Origin of the sequence: Pedobacter sp. HDW13 (assembly GCF_011303555.1) — a bacterium.
Classification (GTDB): Bacteria; Bacteroidota; Bacteroidia; order Sphingobacteriales; family Sphingobacteriaceae; genus Pedobacter.
Map to the genome: position 1 here is coordinate 1,821,827 of NZ_CP049868.1, position 19,669 is coordinate 1,841,495.

Annotated in this window: 13 protein-coding genes and 1 tRNA gene; 5 read left to right on the forward strand and 9 right to left on the reverse strand. The window is 39.5% G+C overall.

All coding sequences use genetic code 11. From position 1 onward, the window contains the following. The first annotated feature begins 41 nt into the window (after nt 1-41). The 3 genes from nagA (at nt 42) to frr (ending at nt 2,510) form a co-directional block, all read left to right on the forward strand. Nucleotides 42-1,139, forward strand: coding sequence for an N-acetylglucosamine-6-phosphate deacetylase (nagA, locus tag G7074_RS07580; RefSeq protein ID WP_166207726.1), 1,098 nt, complete (start codon nt 42-44; stop codon nt 1,137-1,139). Nucleotides 1,140-1,203: 64 nt separating this feature from the next. Next, a complete protein-coding gene (gene pyrH, locus G7074_RS07585; protein WP_124561090.1) occupies nt 1,204-1,908 on the forward strand; it encodes a UMP kinase in 705 nt (234 codons plus the stop codon). A gap of 38 nt (nt 1,909-1,946) precedes the next feature. Further along, nucleotides 1,947-2,510 (forward strand): ribosome recycling factor, encoded by a 564-nt coding sequence (frr, locus tag G7074_RS07590; RefSeq protein WP_124561091.1) that lies wholly within the window; start codon nt 1,947-1,949, stop codon nt 2,508-2,510. A 58-nt stretch (nt 2,511-2,568) separates the two neighbouring features. On the opposite strand, the gene G7074_RS07595 is transcribed toward frr, so the two are convergent. Together G7074_RS07595 and G7074_RS07600 are read right to left on the reverse strand one after the other, a co-directional pair. Beyond that, complete coding sequence (locus G7074_RS07595) at nt 2,569-3,585, reverse strand: LacI family DNA-binding transcriptional regulator (protein WP_124561092.1); 1,017 nt, start codon at nt 3,583-3,585, stop codon at nt 2,569-2,571. A 147-nt stretch (nt 3,586-3,732) separates the two neighbouring features. Continuing rightward, nucleotides 3,733-3,877 (reverse strand) — tRNA-Asp (locus tag G7074_RS07600). Nucleotides 3,878-4,221: 344 nt separating this feature from the next. Here G7074_RS07600 and G7074_RS07605 point away from each other — a divergent pair. Then, nucleotides 4,222-4,698 carry an Lrp/AsnC ligand binding domain-containing protein gene (locus tag G7074_RS07605; protein WP_025145395.1) on the forward strand — a complete coding sequence of 159 codons (477 nt, stop codon included), beginning with the start codon at nt 4,222-4,224 and terminating at the stop codon, nt 4,696-4,698. A gap of 467 nt (nt 4,699-5,165) precedes the next feature. Here the strand turns inward: G7074_RS07605 and G7074_RS27860 are convergent, their stop codons facing one another. From G7074_RS27860 to gcvH, 6 genes are all read right to left on the reverse strand, one after another. Next, entirely contained in the window at nt 5,166-6,245 is a 1,080-nt protein-coding gene (locus tag G7074_RS27860) for a ferrous iron transporter B (protein WP_370526606.1), read from the reverse strand. After that, on the reverse strand, nt 6,197-7,273 hold the full coding sequence (locus tag G7074_RS27865) for a FeoB small GTPase domain-containing protein (RefSeq protein WP_370526607.1): 1,077 nt from the start codon (nt 7,271-7,273) through the stop codon (nt 6,197-6,199). Before G7074_RS27865 ends, G7074_RS27860 begins: the two co-directional genes overlap by 49 nt. Nucleotides 7,274-7,283: 10 nt before the next feature. Continuing rightward, nucleotides 7,284-7,499 (reverse strand): FeoA family protein, encoded by a 216-nt coding sequence (locus G7074_RS07615; RefSeq protein WP_039481214.1) that lies wholly within the window; start codon nt 7,497-7,499, stop codon nt 7,284-7,286. Between the two features lie 306 nt (nt 7,500-7,805). Further along, complete coding sequence (locus G7074_RS07620) at nt 7,806-10,613, reverse strand: outer membrane beta-barrel protein (RefSeq protein ID WP_124561094.1); 2,808 nt, start codon at nt 10,611-10,613, stop codon at nt 7,806-7,808. A 260-nt stretch (nt 10,614-10,873) separates the two neighbouring features. Next, nucleotides 10,874-11,272: a VanZ family protein gene (locus G7074_RS07625; RefSeq protein ID WP_124561095.1), complete on the reverse strand. Its 399-nt coding sequence runs from the start codon at nt 11,270-11,272 to the stop codon at nt 10,874-10,876. An 11-nt stretch (nt 11,273-11,283) separates the two neighbouring features. Next, on the reverse strand, nt 11,284-11,664 hold the full coding sequence (gene gcvH, locus G7074_RS07630) for a glycine cleavage system protein GcvH (RefSeq protein WP_124561096.1): 381 nt from the start codon (nt 11,662-11,664) through the stop codon (nt 11,284-11,286). 239 nt (nt 11,665-11,903) lie between these two features. Between gcvH and G7074_RS07635 the strand changes: the two genes are divergently transcribed. Then, nucleotides 11,904-12,368: a hypothetical protein gene (locus G7074_RS07635; protein ID WP_166207728.1), complete on the forward strand. Its 465-nt coding sequence runs from the start codon at nt 11,904-11,906 to the stop codon at nt 12,366-12,368. A gap of 97 nt (nt 12,369-12,465) precedes the next feature. On the opposite strand, the gene sprA is transcribed toward G7074_RS07635, so the two are convergent. Next, nucleotides 12,466-19,662, reverse strand: a complete 7,197-nt coding sequence (sprA, locus tag G7074_RS07640; protein WP_166207731.1) for a cell surface protein SprA — start codon at nt 19,660-19,662, stop codon at nt 12,466-12,468. Between the last annotated feature and the right edge of the window lie 7 nt (nt 19,663-19,669).

Below are 19,669 nucleotides of genomic sequence, written 5' to 3' on the forward strand. Positions count from 1 at the left end.
AACTTTGATCGTGTAAGCTTAAATTTACTCAAACGTTTGATATGCCTAAGATAATTCCCAATACCTCCTACTATAATAACAACGTACTCTTAACCAACCAGGAAATCGAAATCAGCGGTGCAGATATTGCAGCCATCAGGCCGGCTGCAATAAACGGCAATCACCAGTCGATTACTGCACCGGGTTTTATAGATTTACAGATTTATGGATCCGGAGGTCGCCTTTTCTCTGCCGATCCAACTATCGAATCGCTGACCATTATGGAAGACGATTTGCTAAAAAAAGGGACAACAGGTTTCCTGGCCTGCCTGGCTACCAATACGCCCGAAGTATTTAATGCCTGTATCGAAACTGTTAAAGCTCATCGCCCCTTAGCAAAAAACTGCATGGGACTTCATTTAGAAGGGCCATTTTTAAGTCCAAAACGTTTAGGTGCACATGTTCCGGCATTTGTGCGTAAGGCTTCGCTGGATGAAATCAAACAATTGCTCGATTTTGGCGATGGAGTAATTAAAATGATAACCATCGCGCCAGAGCTTCAGGATGATGATGTAATTCAATACCTGCTCGATAATGGCGTGGTAGTTTCTTTAGGCCACAGTAACGCCACTTTTGATGAAGCTACCGCCGCTTACAATAAGGGTGTACAAACCACCACACATCTATTTAATGCAATGAGCCCCATCCACCATCGCGAACCGGGTATTCCTACGGCAGTTTTTAACCATAACAAGGCTATGGCCAGTATCATTGCCGATGGTCAACATGTAGATTTCGAGGTGGTTAAATTTGCGCAAAAATTGTTAAAAGAGCGTTTATTCCTCATTACTGATGCCGTTACAGCATGTGCTACCGGACCATACCAGCATGTACAAAAAGGAAATAAATTTGTAATGCCCGATGGAACGCTTTCCGGTTCATCGTTAACGATGTTAGAAGCCGTTAAAAACTGTGTAAGCCATTGCGATATCGATTTAAACGATGCGTTGAAAATGGCTACCCTCTATCCTGCTAAATTAATCGGCATTGAGCATTTAACCGGAACAATAGAAACCGGAAAAACAGCCGATTTGCTGGTTCTTGACAGTGCCCTGGAGTTAAAAGAGGTGATATTTAAAGGCGAAAAAATTTCTATTTAAATATTTACATCAATTGTTAAAAAGCATAGCGAGGTATTAAAAAATTGTTAATATTTTTGGGGTCATGAAATACAAACGTATCCTACTAAAGCTTAGCGGAGAATCGCTAATGGGCGACAAACAATATGGCATTGATAATGAACGCGTTAAGCAATACGCCGAAGATATTAAAGCCGTACACGATAAAGGTTTAGAAATCGCAATCGTAATTGGTGGAGGAAACATTTTTAGAGGTTTAAGCGCCGAAAAAAGCGGGATGGACAGAGCACAGGCCGATTATATGGGCATGTTGGCTACTGTAATCAACTCAATGGCCTTGCAGGATGCCTTAGAAAAAGTGGGCATTAAAACACGCTTACTTACAGCAATTAAAATGGAGCAGATTTGCGAGCCTTTTATCCGCAGAAGAGCTGTTCGCCACCTGGAAAAAGGACGTGTAGTTATTTTTGGTGCCGGTACAGGTAACCCTTATTTCACTACCGATTCTGCTGCTGCCTTACGTGCCATAGAAATTAAAGCTGATGTGGTATTAAAAGGAACCCGTGTAGATGGTATTTATACTGCCGATCCGGAGAAAGATGCTACAGCAACAAAATTTGAACAAATTTCTTTCAGGGAAGTGTATGATAAAGGACTTAATGTTATGGACATGACCGCCTTTACACTTTGTGAGGAAAACCAGTTGCCTATTATTGTGTTTGATATGAACAAACATGGTAACTTCATGAAAATTGCCAGCGGTGAACCAATTGGTACCCTGGTTAAATAAGCATATTAAAATATTAATTCGTAGAAATACCCACAATTATGAACGAACTTATACAATTACAATTAATGGATGCCCAATCTTCAATGGATAAAGCCATCGATCATTGTGAAGCAGAATTAACTAAAATTAGGGCTGGTAAGGCATCGGCAGGAATGCTTGATGGCATTTTCGTTGATTATTATGGTGCTTCAACTGCTTTAGCACAAGTGGCAAGCATCAATACACCTGATGCAAGAACTATTGTGATCCAACCATGGGAAAAATCACTTTTAACCGTAATCGAAAAAGCCATCCAGGTTGCAAATATTGGTATCAACCCACAAAATGATGGTATTGTAATCCGTTTGGTTGTACCTCCATTAACTGAGGAGCGTAGGAAAGAACTGGTTAAAAAAGTAAAAGAAGAAGCCGAAAGAGGCCGCATCACTGTACGTAACATTCGTAAAGATGCCAACGAGAAAATTAAAAAACTTAAAGGCGATGGTGTTTCTGACGATGAAATCAAAACCGGTGAAGGTGAGGTTCAGAAACTAACTGATGCGTACATTATTAAAGTAGATAAACACGCAGAGGCTAAAGAGAAAGACGTAATGACAGTTTAAACTGTTTAAAACATAATAAAAAGGGGAACGAATTAAATTTGTTCCCCTTTTTATTGCCTTATTTTTTTGCGCTCGATGGCCTTATATTTAATGATGTAGGGAGCGAAATTTGTGTATTCCCGACGTTCTGCCCAGCTTTTTTAAGTTTATTGAGTAAAACCTTCATAATATTCTCTGCAATGGCCTCAAGGGGCTGTGCTATCGCCGTAACAGCTGGCTCACAAAACTCCAAAATCTCAAAATCATCAAAAGATACCACGGCCAGATCTTTGTGAATCCGGATGCCCGATTTTCTAAAAGTTCTCAGGCCATCTAAACAGATATAGTTGGCTGCAAAAATTACAGCGTCTAGTTGTTTTTCAGCTTTAAAAAAACTGGTCATCTCCAGAATCGAATCTTCAGATCCTGTGTATTTGATTTTCTTTACAACCGCTGGTAGTTTATGTTTTTCAATTGCTGCTTCGTAACCAGCCAAGCGGTCAACCATTTGTAGCTGCAACGTATCAATGGTAACAAAGCCAATATTCTTGTAACCGTTCTTAATCAGGTGTTCTGTGGCTTCGAATGTACTTTTCTTATTATCAATAATTACATAATCGGTTTTTACATCCTGTACGTAACGGTCAAACAAAACCACAGGTGCATCTGTCTGGATCAGCTTCTTCACTTCGTCTTCCAACCCTTCCGGCAGGGCCATAATGTAACCATCAACATGGCGGTCTTCAAAAATTTGCAACAGTTCTATTGCCTTCTCTGTATCGTTACGGGTACTGCTAAAAAGAATTTTATAACCAAGGTTCGATGCAATTTCATCAATATGGCGGGCTATACCCGAAAAAAACGGCTCAGAAATATCATCAACCAAAAAGCCGATAATTTTTGTTTTACCCGTTCTTAAACTCGTTGCAAGTGCATTTGGCTGATAGTTTAACTCTGCAACCAGATCCAATACTTTTTTGGTAAGTGCTTCACTAATATTTTTTTCGCGCGCCTTTCCATTAATTACAAATGATACGGTGGTAATGGAAATATTTAATTGTTTGGCTATATCTTTAATTGAAACGCGTTTCTTCATCACAGTACTTAAGTCGTTTTGAATAATTTAAGCCGGTAATATAACAATAATCTGCAAAGATTGTCATCTAAACTGGTGCTCTTAAACAAAAAAAGAGCAACCTATCCAGGATTGCTCGATTAACTAACTTATTATTCATAAAAAATGCTGTTGGGGAAGGAGTCGAACCTTCAAGGGGTAGTTAGCTACAGTTCAAAAAATTAATTTGTGGTCAACCCAATAAACTGCGTTTGTCCCATTATTCCCCACCACCGAGACAAGGAGGCGTGTCTGCCAATTTCACCACCCAACATTTTAAAAGTTAACAGTTTTAATTTGTAGCTTTCAGTTTTAAACTGCCAACCGTAAATTGATAACTGCAACTAGCTGTAGGGGAAGGAATCGAACCTTCAAGGAGTGGTTAGTACCGAAACCGGTATATTCCCATTATTCTCCGCCACCGAGACAAGGAGGTGTGTCTGCCTGTTTCACCACCCTACATTATGTTTAGCAATTTTGAAAGAACGTTTCCTTTTTGTTAATTGCTTGATACAAATGTAAAGGAACAACCAATACCTTGCAAATATTTTAAACATTTAATTTTATTTTTATAATATTGATAAATATTCGTAAATTCGCTTATCATAATTCAAAAATATGCTTAAAAAAGACAATTCCAATTTAGAAATTGACAACCTCGATATCGATATATTGAAACAATTGATGCAGGATGCCACTAAACCCTATACAGAAATAGCTAAAGATCTGATCGTTTCGGGTGGTACTATACACGTGCGAATGAAGAAATTACAGGAAATGGGCATTATTAAAGGTTCTCATTTAATTATCGATCCGCAAAAAGCCGGCTATGATATTTGTGCTTTTTTGGGTATTTATCTCGAAAAGGGAATACAGTATAAAGATGCGGTGGCACAGCTGAGTAAAATTAAGGAGGTGGTAGAGCTACACTATACCACAGGAGCCTATAGTATGTTTGCAAAAATAATCTGCAGAGACACCAACCACCTGCGTCATGTTTTAAACGAAGAAATTCAGGCAGTGAATGGCATCCAACGTACTGAAACATTAATTTCATTAGAAGAGAGCATTAAAAGGCAAATTGAGTTGGGCTAACAGCCCATAACAGGAAGAATAAAGCCAACAGCTAAAATAGTTTATTGAGTACGCCTGAGCTCAAACAACCTTATATGCCTTAAATGGTTAAAGGAACTTGTTGATTTTAATCTTTTCGAAAATGAAAGTTTAGGTGCATTTCGGGAGCAGCAGTCCCGTTATTCGCTATAGCCCCGATTAAAAATCGGGAGCTGCCGCTTCTACCAGTTTTAGAAACAATGGTTAATGCACAGGCCAAGTTGCTTAAAGTAAAGGCCATGCTACGCGCTCAACTAATTAGCAGCGCTAATTGGTCGTAAAGCGCCGATTCGGCAGCTATTGGATGATGCTGATCTTATGATGTAATCGGGATAAAACTTAGATAGTTGAGCGGGCAGAACTCCTCATGCTATCGACTCTGCTTAGATTGACCTTAAAATTTGAAATGCACCAGATTAACCAGCAGAAATAAACTTGGTATAATTAACTTATTTCAACAGCTGGTAAGCCACAAGCGCTGCAACATAAGCCATGGCCGTCATATAAGCCAATTGAATAACCGGCCATTTCCAGCCTTTTGTTTCGCGGTAAACAACAGCCACTGTACTCATGCACTGCATAGCAAAAGCATAAAAAAGCATTAATGAAATACCAGCAGCAAAAGAGTAAACCGGTAAGCCGGTACGGCTGTTAACAGAAGCCGCCATACGCTCCCTAATGGTCGAGGTATCCTCATCGCCACCATCAACACTGTAAATGGTTGCCATCGTTCCTACAAAAGCTTCACGGGCAGCAAAAGAGGTAATTAAACCAATGCCAATCTTCCAATCGTAACCCAGCGGACGAATTACAGGCTCAATCCAGTGCCCAAGCACACCTACGTAAGAATTTTCAAGTTTCTCTGTTGCTTCTAAAACCTTAATGTGATCGGTGTTTTTGGTAGTATCGGCAAGTGCCGTAGCATATTTCTTTTCTATATTTTCGAAACGGTCTCCCGGTCCATAGGCAGCCATTACCCAAAGAATAACCGAAATAGCTATAATTACTTTACCTGCTTCGAAAACAAAGGTTTTAGATTTCTCGTACATGGTAAAAAGCACGTTCTTCCACCTCGGCATGCGGTAAACAGGCAGCTCCATAATAAAGTAAGATCTTTCTTTGGTTTTGATGATGAATTTCATCACCCAGGCTACCAGTACCGCAGCTAGAATTCCTACCAGGTACATTACCATTAGCGCTAAGCCCTGCAGGTTAAAAATACTCAGCACATGCTTTTGCGGAATAATTAATGATATAATCAGGATATACACCGGGAGCCTTGCCGAACAGCTTACTAAAGGGGTTACCAAAATGGTTATCATCCGGTCTTTCCAGTTTTCGATATTCCTTGCTGCCATAATTGAAGGAACGGCGCAAGCCAAACCACCAATCATTGGTACCACCGATTTACCGTTAAGCCCAACCTTGCTCATAATTTTATCCATCATAAAGGTAACGCGGGCCATGTAGCCGGTATCTTCTAAAATGGATATGAAGGCAAAAAGAATGGCAATCTGAGGAATAAACACAAAAATCCCCCCAAACCTGCTATCACACCATCCAATAATAAATCGGTAAGCATACCTGCCGGCAAATATTCGTGCCCAAGTTCGGTAATAAATCCAAAACCACTTTCAATCCAATCCATCGGGTAAGATGACCAGGCAAATATGGCATTGAAAATTATAAAGAGGATCAACAAGAATATAGTAAAACCCCAAATTTTATGGGTAAGTATCGCATCAAGTTTATCGCTGAAAGAGAATTTCTTTTCTGTTCCTTTATCCACCACCACATTAGCAAGAATAGTACTTAAATGCTTATAGCGTGCAATGGTTTCAGCAGCCTGTATTTTAGCCGATTCGAAATGGTTCGATTGTTCTATTTCTTCAATTTCTTCCTGCTCTTTTTCGGTAAAGAAAGTTAAATGCTCGTGCTGGTGCAAAACCTGCAGGGCATAATAATCGTTATCCGAATTTAGTTTTGCCTTAATTGCATTAATTGCTTCAGGGGCTAGAAAATTTAAATCAACCTCCTGAAACTGCGTGGCTATTTTAGTGGTATTGGCTATTGCATTTTTAAGTTTATCGATGCCAATGTTATTCCGTGCTGAAATAGATACTACCTGAATGCCTAATTTTTCAGCCAGCTTATCCAGATTAATCTCAATGCCCTGTTTGGCAGAAAGATCGATCATGTTTAAAGCCAAAATCATCGGGATGCCCAGATCGGCCACCTGCGAATACAAAAGCATGTTGCGCTTAAGATTGGATGCATCGGTAACCAATACAATTACATCGGGATGGCTATTGTTTTTTTGATCGGCCAGCACCTGAAAAACAATGCTTTCATCAGCGCTTTTGGGGTAAAGACTATAAGTTCCGGGCAAATCAATAATTTCAGCATCCTTATCGACTGCAAGTTTGGTAAAACCTGTTTTCTTGTCAACTGTTATACCCGGGAAGTTACCAATTTTCTGATTTAAACCGGTTAAACGGTTAAATAATGTAGATTTACCTGTATTGGGATTACCAACTAATGCAACTTTAATATCCAAACCCAAATATTTATTGAATGATTACCACATCAGCTTCGCTTTTACGCAAACAAAGCTGATAACCAGCAACACGAATGGCCATTGGATCGCCAAGAGGGGCAAAACGTTCAACCTCTACAACCTCGCCCGGCAAGCAGCCCATCTCCATTAACTTTACAGACATATCTAAATCTGTAAAAGCTACAATTGTTCCTTTTTCTCCAACTTTTAGGTGCGACAGTTTCATCTGTGTTTATTTATATTTTATTAGCCAGATAGAGCCTAAAGGGTTCATGTGCTAATCTTGGCGCAAGTTAGCCTTTCTTTAGATTTATTCCAAATAACAAGACTTTTACATTCAGGAAATAATGCAGGGTTTTACGGTATCATGATTAATTTCTTTGACGGCCGCCACCAAAACCACCACCGCCACACCTTCTTCGTTACCGCGGATCCCGTTTCTGCCCCCCATACGGTTCAGCGAATAGGTAAACGCTGTAAAACAAAAAAAGGCCCGAAAAATCGGGCCTTTTAATTCTGATATTGATATTTTTTACATTCTCATGCGTCGGCCTTCCCCACCCTGACCCGGCATTTGCATATCGCCACTCATGTTACGACCACCAATACGGGTTAACGAATAGGTGAACGAGAACATGTAGTAACGTTTTAGAACGTTATAGTTTAAATCGGTAATTGAAGTACCTGATGTAGTTCTCGAAATACCTGTATTCTGATTCAATGCATCATTTACAGAGAATTTAAAGGTAGCCCTATTTTTAAAGAACTGACGACTGATGTATGGGTTAAGAATGGTATATTCCTGGTTGTATAAATCGCCACCACCAAAATTTCTGAAATAATCGATATCCATAGCCAGCCTGATATTGGCTGGAAATACATAGCTTACATTAAAGCTTGGGTTAATGGTGTAATACTGCGTATTTGCCGATTGCTGTGCCGAAAACGTAGAGTTGGTATAGCTACCGGTAATACCACCTGTTAAATCAAATTTATCAACGTTGGTAACCAGCTTATAGCCATTAGATATGGTGTAACTATTGGTCACGTTTTTAACCAGTTGAGTACTTGCGTTAGGCGCAATAAAGTTTACGTTTCTGCTATACGAACCATTACCAGAAATATTTAAGGTAAGCTTCCGCTCAGGCATTAAAGGTAAAGACCAGGTAGCATTGGCATTACCGGCATAAACGCCATTAACGTTAATGTAACTAACCTGCTGAAGGCCGCCAGATATTGGAACAACCGTATTACCGATACTGTTAAAGGTTTGCGTAAGGTTTAATCCAGCAAAGAAGAAACGGCCACTTTCGATATTGAAATTATTGAAGTTAATCCTCAACTGGTTATTAAACGAAGGTTTCAAGTCCGGGTTACCTACATAACGGGTTTGCGAATTTGTATTATCTGGGATAGGCTGAATCTGATCGATACTTGGCTGAGTTGTAGAACCACGATAGTTAATAAATAATCGTTTACGGTTACTGAAATTATACCTGAACTGTGCCGACGGCGTAATGTTAATGAAGTTCTGTGTACGTTTTAACCCTGTGGTTAAATTGGTATTTATCCTATTGGTTTGTTGTGCAGCTAAGCCAATATTCCAGTTGTATTTTTTCTCGGTTGTAGTAAAACTAAAACCAGCTGCATTGGTTAAAGTACGGTTATTATAAATATTCGAGAATGTATTATCTACTAAATCGAATTGAAGGGTAAGGGGATTATAGTTATATACGTCTCTCTGCGAATCGCTGTTTGAATAACCGTTCTGATAATTAAACTCTACGCTTAAGGTTTTATTTAAAGGCTCGGTATATACCACTCTTGTGGTATTGTTTATAGCATGGCTACTGGTATTGTTTAACTGGTTGGTTAACGAATCTCTTTTTACTCCATTTTCAGTAATATGATCTAAACGGTAATTCTGATTGGTACCACTGTTGTCGTTAATACTGGTGTTTACATTAAGCGAAAGGGTACGGCCTCTGCGTTTAAAACTTTTACGGACTAATAAATTATTGCTAACAGCAGGAGTAGCAGCAGTAGTTGTATTTTCCTGACTTCCATCTGTTATACTCGTCACATAATTCCTGTAATATTTGGTTATGCTATTGCCATCGCTTTCTGTATAAGTTACGTTCGGTTGGATTTTAATAGATAATGACGGATCGATTTTTGTATCCACCATAAAATTGAATCGGTGGTTGGTACGGTCGGTTGTATTGTTTAAATTCTGCGTAACATCGGTCGTAATCCCCCCAAAAAGATTTTGGATATGTGAGTCCTGAATGATATCGGCAGTCGATTTATTGAAGAAATAACTGGCCTGAAATTGTGTACCATCTTTGTAAGTGTCGGCAAAGTTTAAACCTGCTGCATTGGTTGTGGTAATACCACCTCCGCCACCACCAGAGTTACCTCCACCGCCGCCGCCAAAACCGCCACGGCCGCCGCCACCTCCACCAAATCCGTTTCCTACGCCACCACCCTGGCCAAAGTTTTGTTTATTTACGTTGTTAAACTGACCAATGAAACTAATCTGACGATCATCATCAAACTTGTTTACATTTAAACTGGCATCATAACGGTCGTTAGAACCATAACCTACAGTACTGTTTCCAAAATAACCATGTTTCATACCATTTTTAGTGGTAATGTTCAGGATTTTGTTTCTGGTTCCATCATCAATACCGGTAAATTGTGCCTGTTCAGAAAGCTCGTCAATTACCTGGATTTTATCAACCATATCGGCTGGTAAGTTTTTGGTAGCCAATAAAGGATCGTTACCAAAAAACTCTTTTCCATCAACCTTTACTTTGGTAACGGTTTCGCCTTGTGCTTTAATACTTCCATCTTTCGCAACTTCTACTCCGGGCACTTTCTGTAATAAATCTTCTACTACAGCATTTTCGCGTACTTTGATTGATTTTGCATCAAATTCCAATGTATCTTTTTTCACCACAATCGGAATAGTAGCGGTTACATTTACCGTATTTAAATCAACACCGTCATCGCTCATGGCAATTTCGCCTGCGTTTACGGCCGCCCTAGCCACTTCGACATCTTTGGTAGCTGTTTTTAAACCTAAAAAGGCCGAGTAAATCCGGTATTTACCAGGTGCTATAGCTTTAAAGCTAAAAGAGCCATCAGGATTGGTTTGACCTGAGGCTACCACGCTCGAATCTTTCAAGCTCTTAACGGCAATGGTAGCAAAATCAACAGGCTTTTTATCTTTTGCGTTAATTACTTTACCACTTATAGCGCCGGTATTTTGGGCCTGAGCGATATATCCACAAAATAGGAGAACAATAAAGATTGCCCTCTGAACGTTCTTTTTCATCAAAAAAATTTAGGTATTACATACAAAACTAAGCTATCAGACTACGTAAAAGCTTAAAGGTTTGTTAAGGTGTGTTAAAACCTTGGTAACATTTTAAATACAGCAAACAGGCTGCACATCAAATCAAAAAGGGGGAGGTGATTTGGTAATGTTATTTTTGTGGTGAAGGATAACTCTTGTAATATACTTTTGGGCAATTACAGTTTTTTTTAAAAATACTACAGCTGCTTAAACTGATGGCTATAATAACGCAGATAATACTAACTTTCGTTTTCATTGAAATTTAATTTATGGAGCAATACATAACTGAAAACAGCCATTAAAGCCCCTAACATATCGCAAGCAAAATCCCACCATTCAGCAGATCGGTAGGTAAAAACTTTCCACTGTAATATTTCGATTGCCCCCCCAATAATGGCATTGATCAGGAGTATTTTAAAAATTGTTAATGTTCTGAAAGCGAAAGTATGCTGATACCTTATTTTTCCATAAAAGAGCAGCACTGATAAAACAAAGAAAAAACCCAGGTGGGCCATTTTATCAAAACCTTCGAAGAAAAAACCCGGACCAGAAGACTCGGGCATCCTCATATTACAAAGCACTAAAATAACAACGGTCCAGATAATGGCCCAAACTTGTCTTTTTAGTGCTTTGTACAAAATATGATAAATTAAGCGCCTACCAATTCCTGGTATGCAGCAGCTGTAAGTAAACCTTCTACTTCAGTTAAATCAGCTAAAGATACTTTTACCATCCAGCCTTCTCCATAAGGATCAGAGTTAACCAATTCAGGGTTATCGTTTAGGTCAGCATTAACTTCTAATACGGTTCCGGTAACAGGCATATATAAATCAGACACAGTTTTAACGGCCTCTACTGTACCGAAAACTTCTTCTTTAGCTACTTCGCTACCTACGGTGTTGATGTCAACATAAACGATATCACCCAATTCGCGTTGTGCAAAATCAGTTACGCCAATATAAGCTTCGTTACCTTCAACTCTAACCCACTCGTGGTCTTTAGTGTACTTTAATTCTGATGGAAAATTCATTATTTTATATGTTTTGAAAATAAGTTATTTATTTTTTTAATCTCGTTAAGCCAACATACCAGGTTCAAAATATTTATATGTCTGGTAGTGTTTTCGCCTCAAAAATACAATTTAGTTTATCCATTCGCAATGGCTGAAAAATTAACTTAACAGAAAAGTTGAATGATGCGATCACTATAGCTGGTTAACGCCAAACTCAGGAATAATATCTATATTGAAAATACAAATTAACCCTCAATATGAAACCTTTCATTGTTTATACCTTAAAAGTATGCCTGGCAACCCTAATTGCTTCTGTTCCCCTTACTATGACGATCGGATTTGTCTATATCGGTTTAATCATGCTGATTAAACCAGCGAATTATATTTTTACGTTTAACCTTCCATTCAACCATCTGTTTATATTTGTCGGCATTATAGCCATTCTTATTACATTTAATATATACCTGATTGAAAAAATGGGGTATAAAAGGTTTATTAATGACAGGCCCATAGCGCACTCAATTGTAATCTTTCTTTTTTATCTGATTGCCAGCGGAAACGCCTATTTTATGCATTTCGATCATCTTTTATTTAGTTATGTCCCCATGTTCGTCACTGCCTATTTATTTAGCAGGGTATTCTCTACCGGGTGGAACAAGGTTTTTTCTAAGTTAACGGATGAAAGAGATAACAATAACTTAGAGCAGTTAAGTGATCAATAACTTTTCACTATCTGCGACATTGATCTGTTTAACATTTTTTTCTTCTGCATGAAAAAGCCTCATTAAAAATGAGGCTTTTTCATATGATTGAAATTCATTAATTCAATGTAAACCTTAAACTAAACCCAAAATTACTGAACGAGGTATTAAAGGTTTGCGAGGTATAAGGTTTGGTAATGTTCGAATCGTAAAATAACTTAATATTAAACTTCTGGTTTAACACATAATCAACACTTGGCCTAAGTGTAATATTTTTTGCTCCTGAAGAAACCTCTGCTTCGGTAATATCAGCCCGGTAAATAACCGTTTTATTATCGCGAATGGCTACATCAAGTTTAAAATCCATGTTGTTATCCATTTTTAAGCTTTTAAACCAGCCAAACGGGAAACGGAATTTATTGGTACGATAACCCAGGCCTAAAACCATATTGTTTTCTGATAGTTGTGCCAGTTGACTGTTCGATAAACTTAAGCCTAACAAACGTGACCGGTTTAACTCAAAAGAAGCCGTCAGGTTATTTTTAAACCTCGTATCAATCCCAACCAGCGGAGCAAAGTACTCTGAAATGGTTACCTGCGCAAACTGGTATTCGGGTAAAAAGTTATTGTTCACATCCCTGCTGCTAACCCCACCATTGGTTTCCTGATAGCGCAATAATGAATTGTAGCCATTAATGTTGTACATAGAACGGTAGCCATGCCTGATATCAACCGACGAAAATTTATCAGCAATAAAAGGAATGCGGGTTAAACCGCTATACGTTAAGTTCCAGTTTGGAAGCGGAATTTTAGGGAATGAATTCATTTTAACCTTTCCGGCATCCTTGCCCGAGTAGGCAGCCATAAAAGCAGAGATAATTACATCCTGACTTTCTTTACTATATCCGTCAGCAAAACCTCCGGTAGCTCCCGATGAATTAGGGTTTTGCGCACCCAACCTTCTCGAAATCACACTACGGTTATTCATAAATTGCTGGAACAAGCCCGAAACCCGGGTTGCATTATTTTCTTTAAACGCAGTACCTAAAGCAATGTAAGAAATGCTGTAATCACCCGTGGTAATGGCACTCAAATTTTCGAACGAAGACACACTGGCTACATACCTGAAATTGGTAGAGAAGTTACGTGTTTGCGCCTTGTTTGCTTTTAAGGTAATACGCAAATCTTTAAAAGGCTCTAGCTGACCGGTTAATTGTAAATCTTCGCGAAGCGTGTTAACATACAACTGGGTTTGCAAGGTATCCGTAGTTAACCAACCGTTGTTAAGGGCCATTTCGCGTATGTCGCGCTGACTACCAAAAGCAAAACCTAAACCTGGTGCACCCGTGGCATTATCGATACCAAAATATCTGGTTGTTGGCAGATAACCCGGTAAGAAAATACCTTTGGTTTGCACAAAACTGGCATTTACATTTTTTAAACTGGTTAAAATATTGATGAAAAAGTTTTTCGCCTTATTTCCATTGTCATCGTTACCGGCATTGCGGATAAAACCAAACTTATTGTATAGTGTGGTTAGGTTTAAAGTCGGGTTAACCTGTACCGTACGGCTGTTTTGCACTGTATTACCTAAATTGATATTTGGATCGCGCAAGGTAGCCAGCGGCTCTGTTTGCCAGTTAAAATTGGTTCCGTAACGGGTTTTAACAGTAATCCAGTTTAAGCCTGGTATCTTATCAATCGGCAGGTTATAGGTAACGTTTAAGTTATGATTATAATCGGTTGTACGGCCTAAACGTTTTAAGTTTTCCCAAACGGTATCGCGTTTTAAACCTTCAATTCTGCCATCAGGTTCATCAATAATAGAATAGTTAGTGGCATTAAAATCTAACTGTAACGAACGGGTAAGGTTCCAGGCAATACCATAAACACGGCTCATGGTAAAGTTTTTATTAAAAGTGGTTCCGTAGCCCCTCTGATAAACGCCTATGGTATTGTTCGGGTCATTATTTCTCAAAGTATTTTCTGAGTATAAACGGTCTACATCAATCCTGAAATTAATGGCACTTGGAAAAATACTGAAATTAAAATCTTTCAGTAAGGCCAGCATATTCGATTTTATGATTTTTTCGAACGGCGCAATAGTTTTAGCTTCTTTCGAATAGCTGTACTGTAACGATGCCCTATAGGTATTCTGGATACTGCTTTGATTAATAAAATCGCGGTGGTTATATTGGGTATAGGCATAACTTGCAGAGAAGTTTTCGATATCCCATAGCCTTACAGGTTTACTATTGTTGGTGCGTTCTTTCCTAACATTAGTAAAGTTAATCCCTCTCCTAACGGTATAATCCTGGGCAAAATTTAAAATAGAATCTTTTTGCTCTTTGGTTGATCGGTCTAAAGCATTTTTCAACTCAATATCCGGCGTTCTTGGGTTATACTGCGGCGTAGAAACCTGCTTAGAATAACTGACAAACATTGGTATTTTAACCCCTGATTTTTGTGGCAGGAATTTTCCTAGTTCCATAGCCGAAGATACATCCAGCAACACATTATCGGCACGGTTACGTTCGCTTACTTTCGAGTCAATTGAACCAAAACCAACGGTCGATTTACTGCCCGAAATATTTACGTCGGCAAAATCGGCCAGCTTTAAATTCAGTCTTCCTGTAGCTGCCCATCCGCCTTTTTCATCAAATTCTGTTAGCCTTAATTCGTTAAACCAAACCAGGGCATTTTTATCCTGTCCATCATCATTACCTACATCGTTAGCCAGGCGAAGCGGATTTTTAATCCCCACCATGTAAACCCTCACTTTACTCATATCGGGCTGACCCTTAACCACAATGGTTCTGGCACCATCGGTATAAGTAAATGGAACGTTAATTGGCCATGGCTGCCCGTTGGCCTGTTTAGCCACATTCCGGGCAAGTTTGGCATTTTGGAAAAGCGTTAAATCGATATCCATCCTGTTGGCTTCTGGCCAAATCGCATCCGGATCGCTGGTGCCTGGCGCAGTCACCTTCAATGGCATTACATATTCGTAATAGTTATCCTGATTATCGGTTCCGATCCTTAAAAAGGCGTCCACATCGCCATCGTTTAATAGCTGGTTATTAACAGCCTCTGCATGCACAAACATCTCCAAATGTTTATATGACCTGAAATCGCTATAGGCAGTTTTAAATGCAGCGCGGCCATATCCATCTCTTAACGATTTTACCGTTACTGACAACGATTGCTCATTTAAACGGGTATCGCCACGGTAGTTGCTGTAATCGCGCTCGCGCAGAATACCCGGAGGGGTAACATAAGGAATAGGCGAACGTTTACCGTTTTCCTCAATATTTACAGTCGATACTTCGATTGTAGAATTATCTGGCGTTAAAGCTGGCAAAGCCGGATCGACAATAACCTGTGCAGCCTGATTGGATGCATTGTACTCGCGCCACTCGCCACGGATTAACTGTAGTTTTGCAAAACGCATAACTGCGGTATCGGCGAAGTTGGTCATAAACATCCTGAAAAAACGGATCGATTTAAAATCCTGAATACCGCCAACTTTTTGCTGGTACTGCCCGATTGGAATTCTGAACTGATACCAGGTTACTGCCTGGGTATTTCCGTTAGCTAGTTTAACCTGCGAGGTTACTTTATCGGTAATGAAATTCTGACCAACATTTAAGTCGCCGGGACGAATAGAAACCTTGTACTGGAAATACTCGTCGCTTTGCGTCATGTTGTTATCGCGGTTGATATCTTCACCATCTGGTAAAGAGGTTGAAGCCGAATTTTCCAATCCAAGTTCAGCCTGCGATTGTTGTGAGGTTTTAGAGTTACCCTCAGTTCCGTTGTATTTTTCGTAGCGTTTTAAAATGCCGGCATTAATCTGATCTAAAGCCGGACCTCTGAAATAAGCATAGTTATCTGATGATGGATCGGCATCAAGGGTGGCAGCGGCATTGGCATTCAACTGCGATTTAATCTGGTTGATTTCGGCTGCGAACTTTGTCTTTTCATCTGCATCTGATAAACCATCTAAACCAACGTCCTGTGCCTTACGCGAATCTGCATTGTTATCGAAAGCCTGTACCACAGGTTGTAGTTTGGGTACTCGGCCCCAGACGGTTTCATCATATTTTGTCGGATCGTTCGTAGCCGGCAAACCATTCTCTAACGATTTCCGTCCATCTTTAAGAATATCCTCCGAAATATTTCCCAGGTTAAAATACAGATCTCCACCGCTCGAATTTGGTTTATAAATAAACGGATCCATCACCCAAAGTTCAATAAAGCCAACGTTTAAGGCTTCAAAATCATTGGTTTCGATCTTCCGCTGAAAACCTGCCCAGCTATTTTGTGGTTGCAATAATGATCCGTCAGGTTTGAAACCTGTAGTACGGAAATTATAAGGTCCCCTAACCGTTGGGTAGTAAGCCACATCAAAAGTGGTAATATTTAAGGCCTGTCCGGTTGCGGTTTCTTTGAAAGGAAAAACCTCCTGTTCTATTACTTCCCTAACATAGTGGTTAGAAAGCTCGGCCCTGTTATTTCTGATATTGGCCGGTGTAGTTGAAGCTGCCGAATTGTAAAAAGTCGGGTCGATATTATAAAAGGCTACCCTTGCCCTGTTGTATCCGTACGAAAGATCGTTCGACCGGTCGAACTCCTGAAACAGTTGAGGTGTACCCGATAACTGCCATGAAATAGCACTTTTTAAATCGATAACTGAACGCGAAGCTTCAAAGTCATCGAGATAACTCACTCCGTTTTTACTACCTGCAAAATTCAAAGCCCTAGGGTGCCCGGGAATTAACTGTGCAAACTCCCCATAAAAAGTAACGCTCGATGGCGCCTTGGTAGAAATAAGTGGAATTTTATCAACCAGCTTGGTTAAAAATCTTGATGGCGAACTGTAGTTGATATCCGCTCCCCAAATGGTATTCGAAATGGGTTCTTCGCCAATATTCACTTTTTGGGTAAGCGGTTTTTCCGTCAGGTTCATTATGGTACCACCTAAATTCAGTTTGTTGTTTACGCGGTAATCTAAACGGGTACCAAAAAGCGAGCGCTGTTGTAAACCAAAAAGCTCGTTATTTTCGGTTGTAATGCGAATAGGCTGCCCCGAAACCAAAAGTGCCTGGTTAATTACGCTTACCCTTCCACCCTGGTAATCAACAGTAAAATCTACACCCTCGGTTAAAGGCATCGTACCGGCAAAAACCTTTACCGATCCTTCAGGAACATTAATGGCATTTAAACTAAATTCAGAAGAAATATCAGACTGATAGTTTACTTTAATCACGTAACGGTTCTGATTTTGGAACAATTGCTTGGCAATGGTTTGTGTCGAATCGTAAAGTGCAGTAAAAGTATATTTATCTATCAAAGCCTGTTCGCCTGGTAAAAATTTCGCGGCCAAATCCTTTCCAAATGGTTCTATCACCGGAAATATAATTCTTCCGTTTGCAGGGTCGATGGTAATATAACCCGTATTGGTGTTGGTTACCAGCGAAGTTTGTCCGTTGCTGCCGGTTCCAAATAAACTTGGGATATTGGAATTACTGGCTGTAGAATAGGAGCCAAAGGCATTATTTGCTGCGACAAAATCGAAAACCCCATCGGGTCTACGCTCATTCTGCTGGTTTAAACGGTCAAATTCGGTTAGAGCAATCCACTGTTTATTGGCTGTATTCTGCCCTTCGGTCATTACCGGATTATCAACACCCGTTTGGTTGTCGATTCGGTAAATGTCCAGTTTAAAATTCTGGCTGCTGATCTGATATCCACCTATTGAGTAGATGTTTTTCATCATCAAATCCCATGTTGGAAGCGAGATTTTGGTGGTTTCGTTCTTTAATAATTTGGTGTAAAGTACTTTTGGTTTAGCAGCGTCAAAAGGTATGTCAGTAGAGAACTCACCCACCTGGTATTCTACTCCATTATAGGTATAACGGTAGGCAACCGACAAAACTTCATCGGCATTGAGTGGATTATTTAGTGACAAATAACCCAACTGCGGTTGAAAAGTAAACTCTCTTTCCGTTAATCTCCTTGCATAAGTTAATTTGGCAAAGTTATCTGTACCAGCCATGTATGGCGGACTTGACTGAAAGAAAGATATAACAGCATTAGAATTGGTCTCCCTGATAGCTCCACCCTGATAAGCATTTAATTGCGAAATCAGGTTATTGGATTGTTGAGAGAAACCGGCAGCAGTTGTTCCTGCAGGCAGACCTGAAGTACCGCCTGTAATTAAGTTATTATAAGGTGTATTCTCACCTAAATCAAGCAAACCCAAAACATCTCTCGAATCGGAAGTATTGCCAGCTTTATTGGTAATCCATACCTCAATTTTAGTAATCTGAATTGGTGAGGTAATAATTGGCGCATTAGCCAGATTTTTATTGTAATTATTTCTAAAATACTGCGAAAGGAAATAGTGCTTATTGGCCTCGTAGCTATCGATATTTACGGTTGTGGTATTTTGCTGGGCACCATTGGTAATTTTAATTTCGCGTGATTCGGATTTCTGTTGGGTGTAAACACTGGTTACATTTAAACGTCCGAATTTTAGCTGTGTTTTAATACCAAAAAGTGCCTGTGTTCCGGTAATTAAAGAGGTATTTAAAGGTAAACTTACGTTACCGGCCTCAATTTTCTGGATAATATCATCTTTACCACCGGTATAATCGAGTTTAATCTGGTTTTCGAAATCGAACTGCGCCTCGGTATTGTAATTACTTTTTATTTTCAGTTTTGTTCCGATATTTCCTACCAGGTCCATCTGAATCCTTTGGTTAAAATCGAAATTGGTTTGAACTCTTTGTCTTTCGTTAAAAAGCGGATTTTCATTTTTATTTACACGGCCTAAAAACGTAAGCTCGGCCTCACCACGTGGTTGAATATCAATGGTGGTACCGCCAAATAATTTTTCGAAGGCCTTGCTGTTTACCTGAATTTGCGGGATAATGCCTGTACTCCGGTAATCGCTCACCTCTGCATTGGAAATGCTACGCCAGTTACCGCGTTTAATTTCACTGTTTACCAGGCGCTGATATTCATCGATGGTTAAATACTGGGTATTGAGTACAAATTGCTCGCCTATCAGTTCTTTAACGATATAGCGTTTGTTTTTGGCATCGTATTCTACTACGCGCTTTAAATTACTGGGCGCAGGATAAAATGGATTAACAGATGGCCCAAGGCCTAAACGTTCCTTTTCACGTAAACTAAAGTTATTTTTTTTAACAACAGTATCCGCTTTGCTTGGAACAACTTGAGAGAAGGCGTTTTGAGTAGCAATTAATAAAAGGGGGATGAGAAACAGAAATGTAGATATTCTCTTCAAAGGCGTT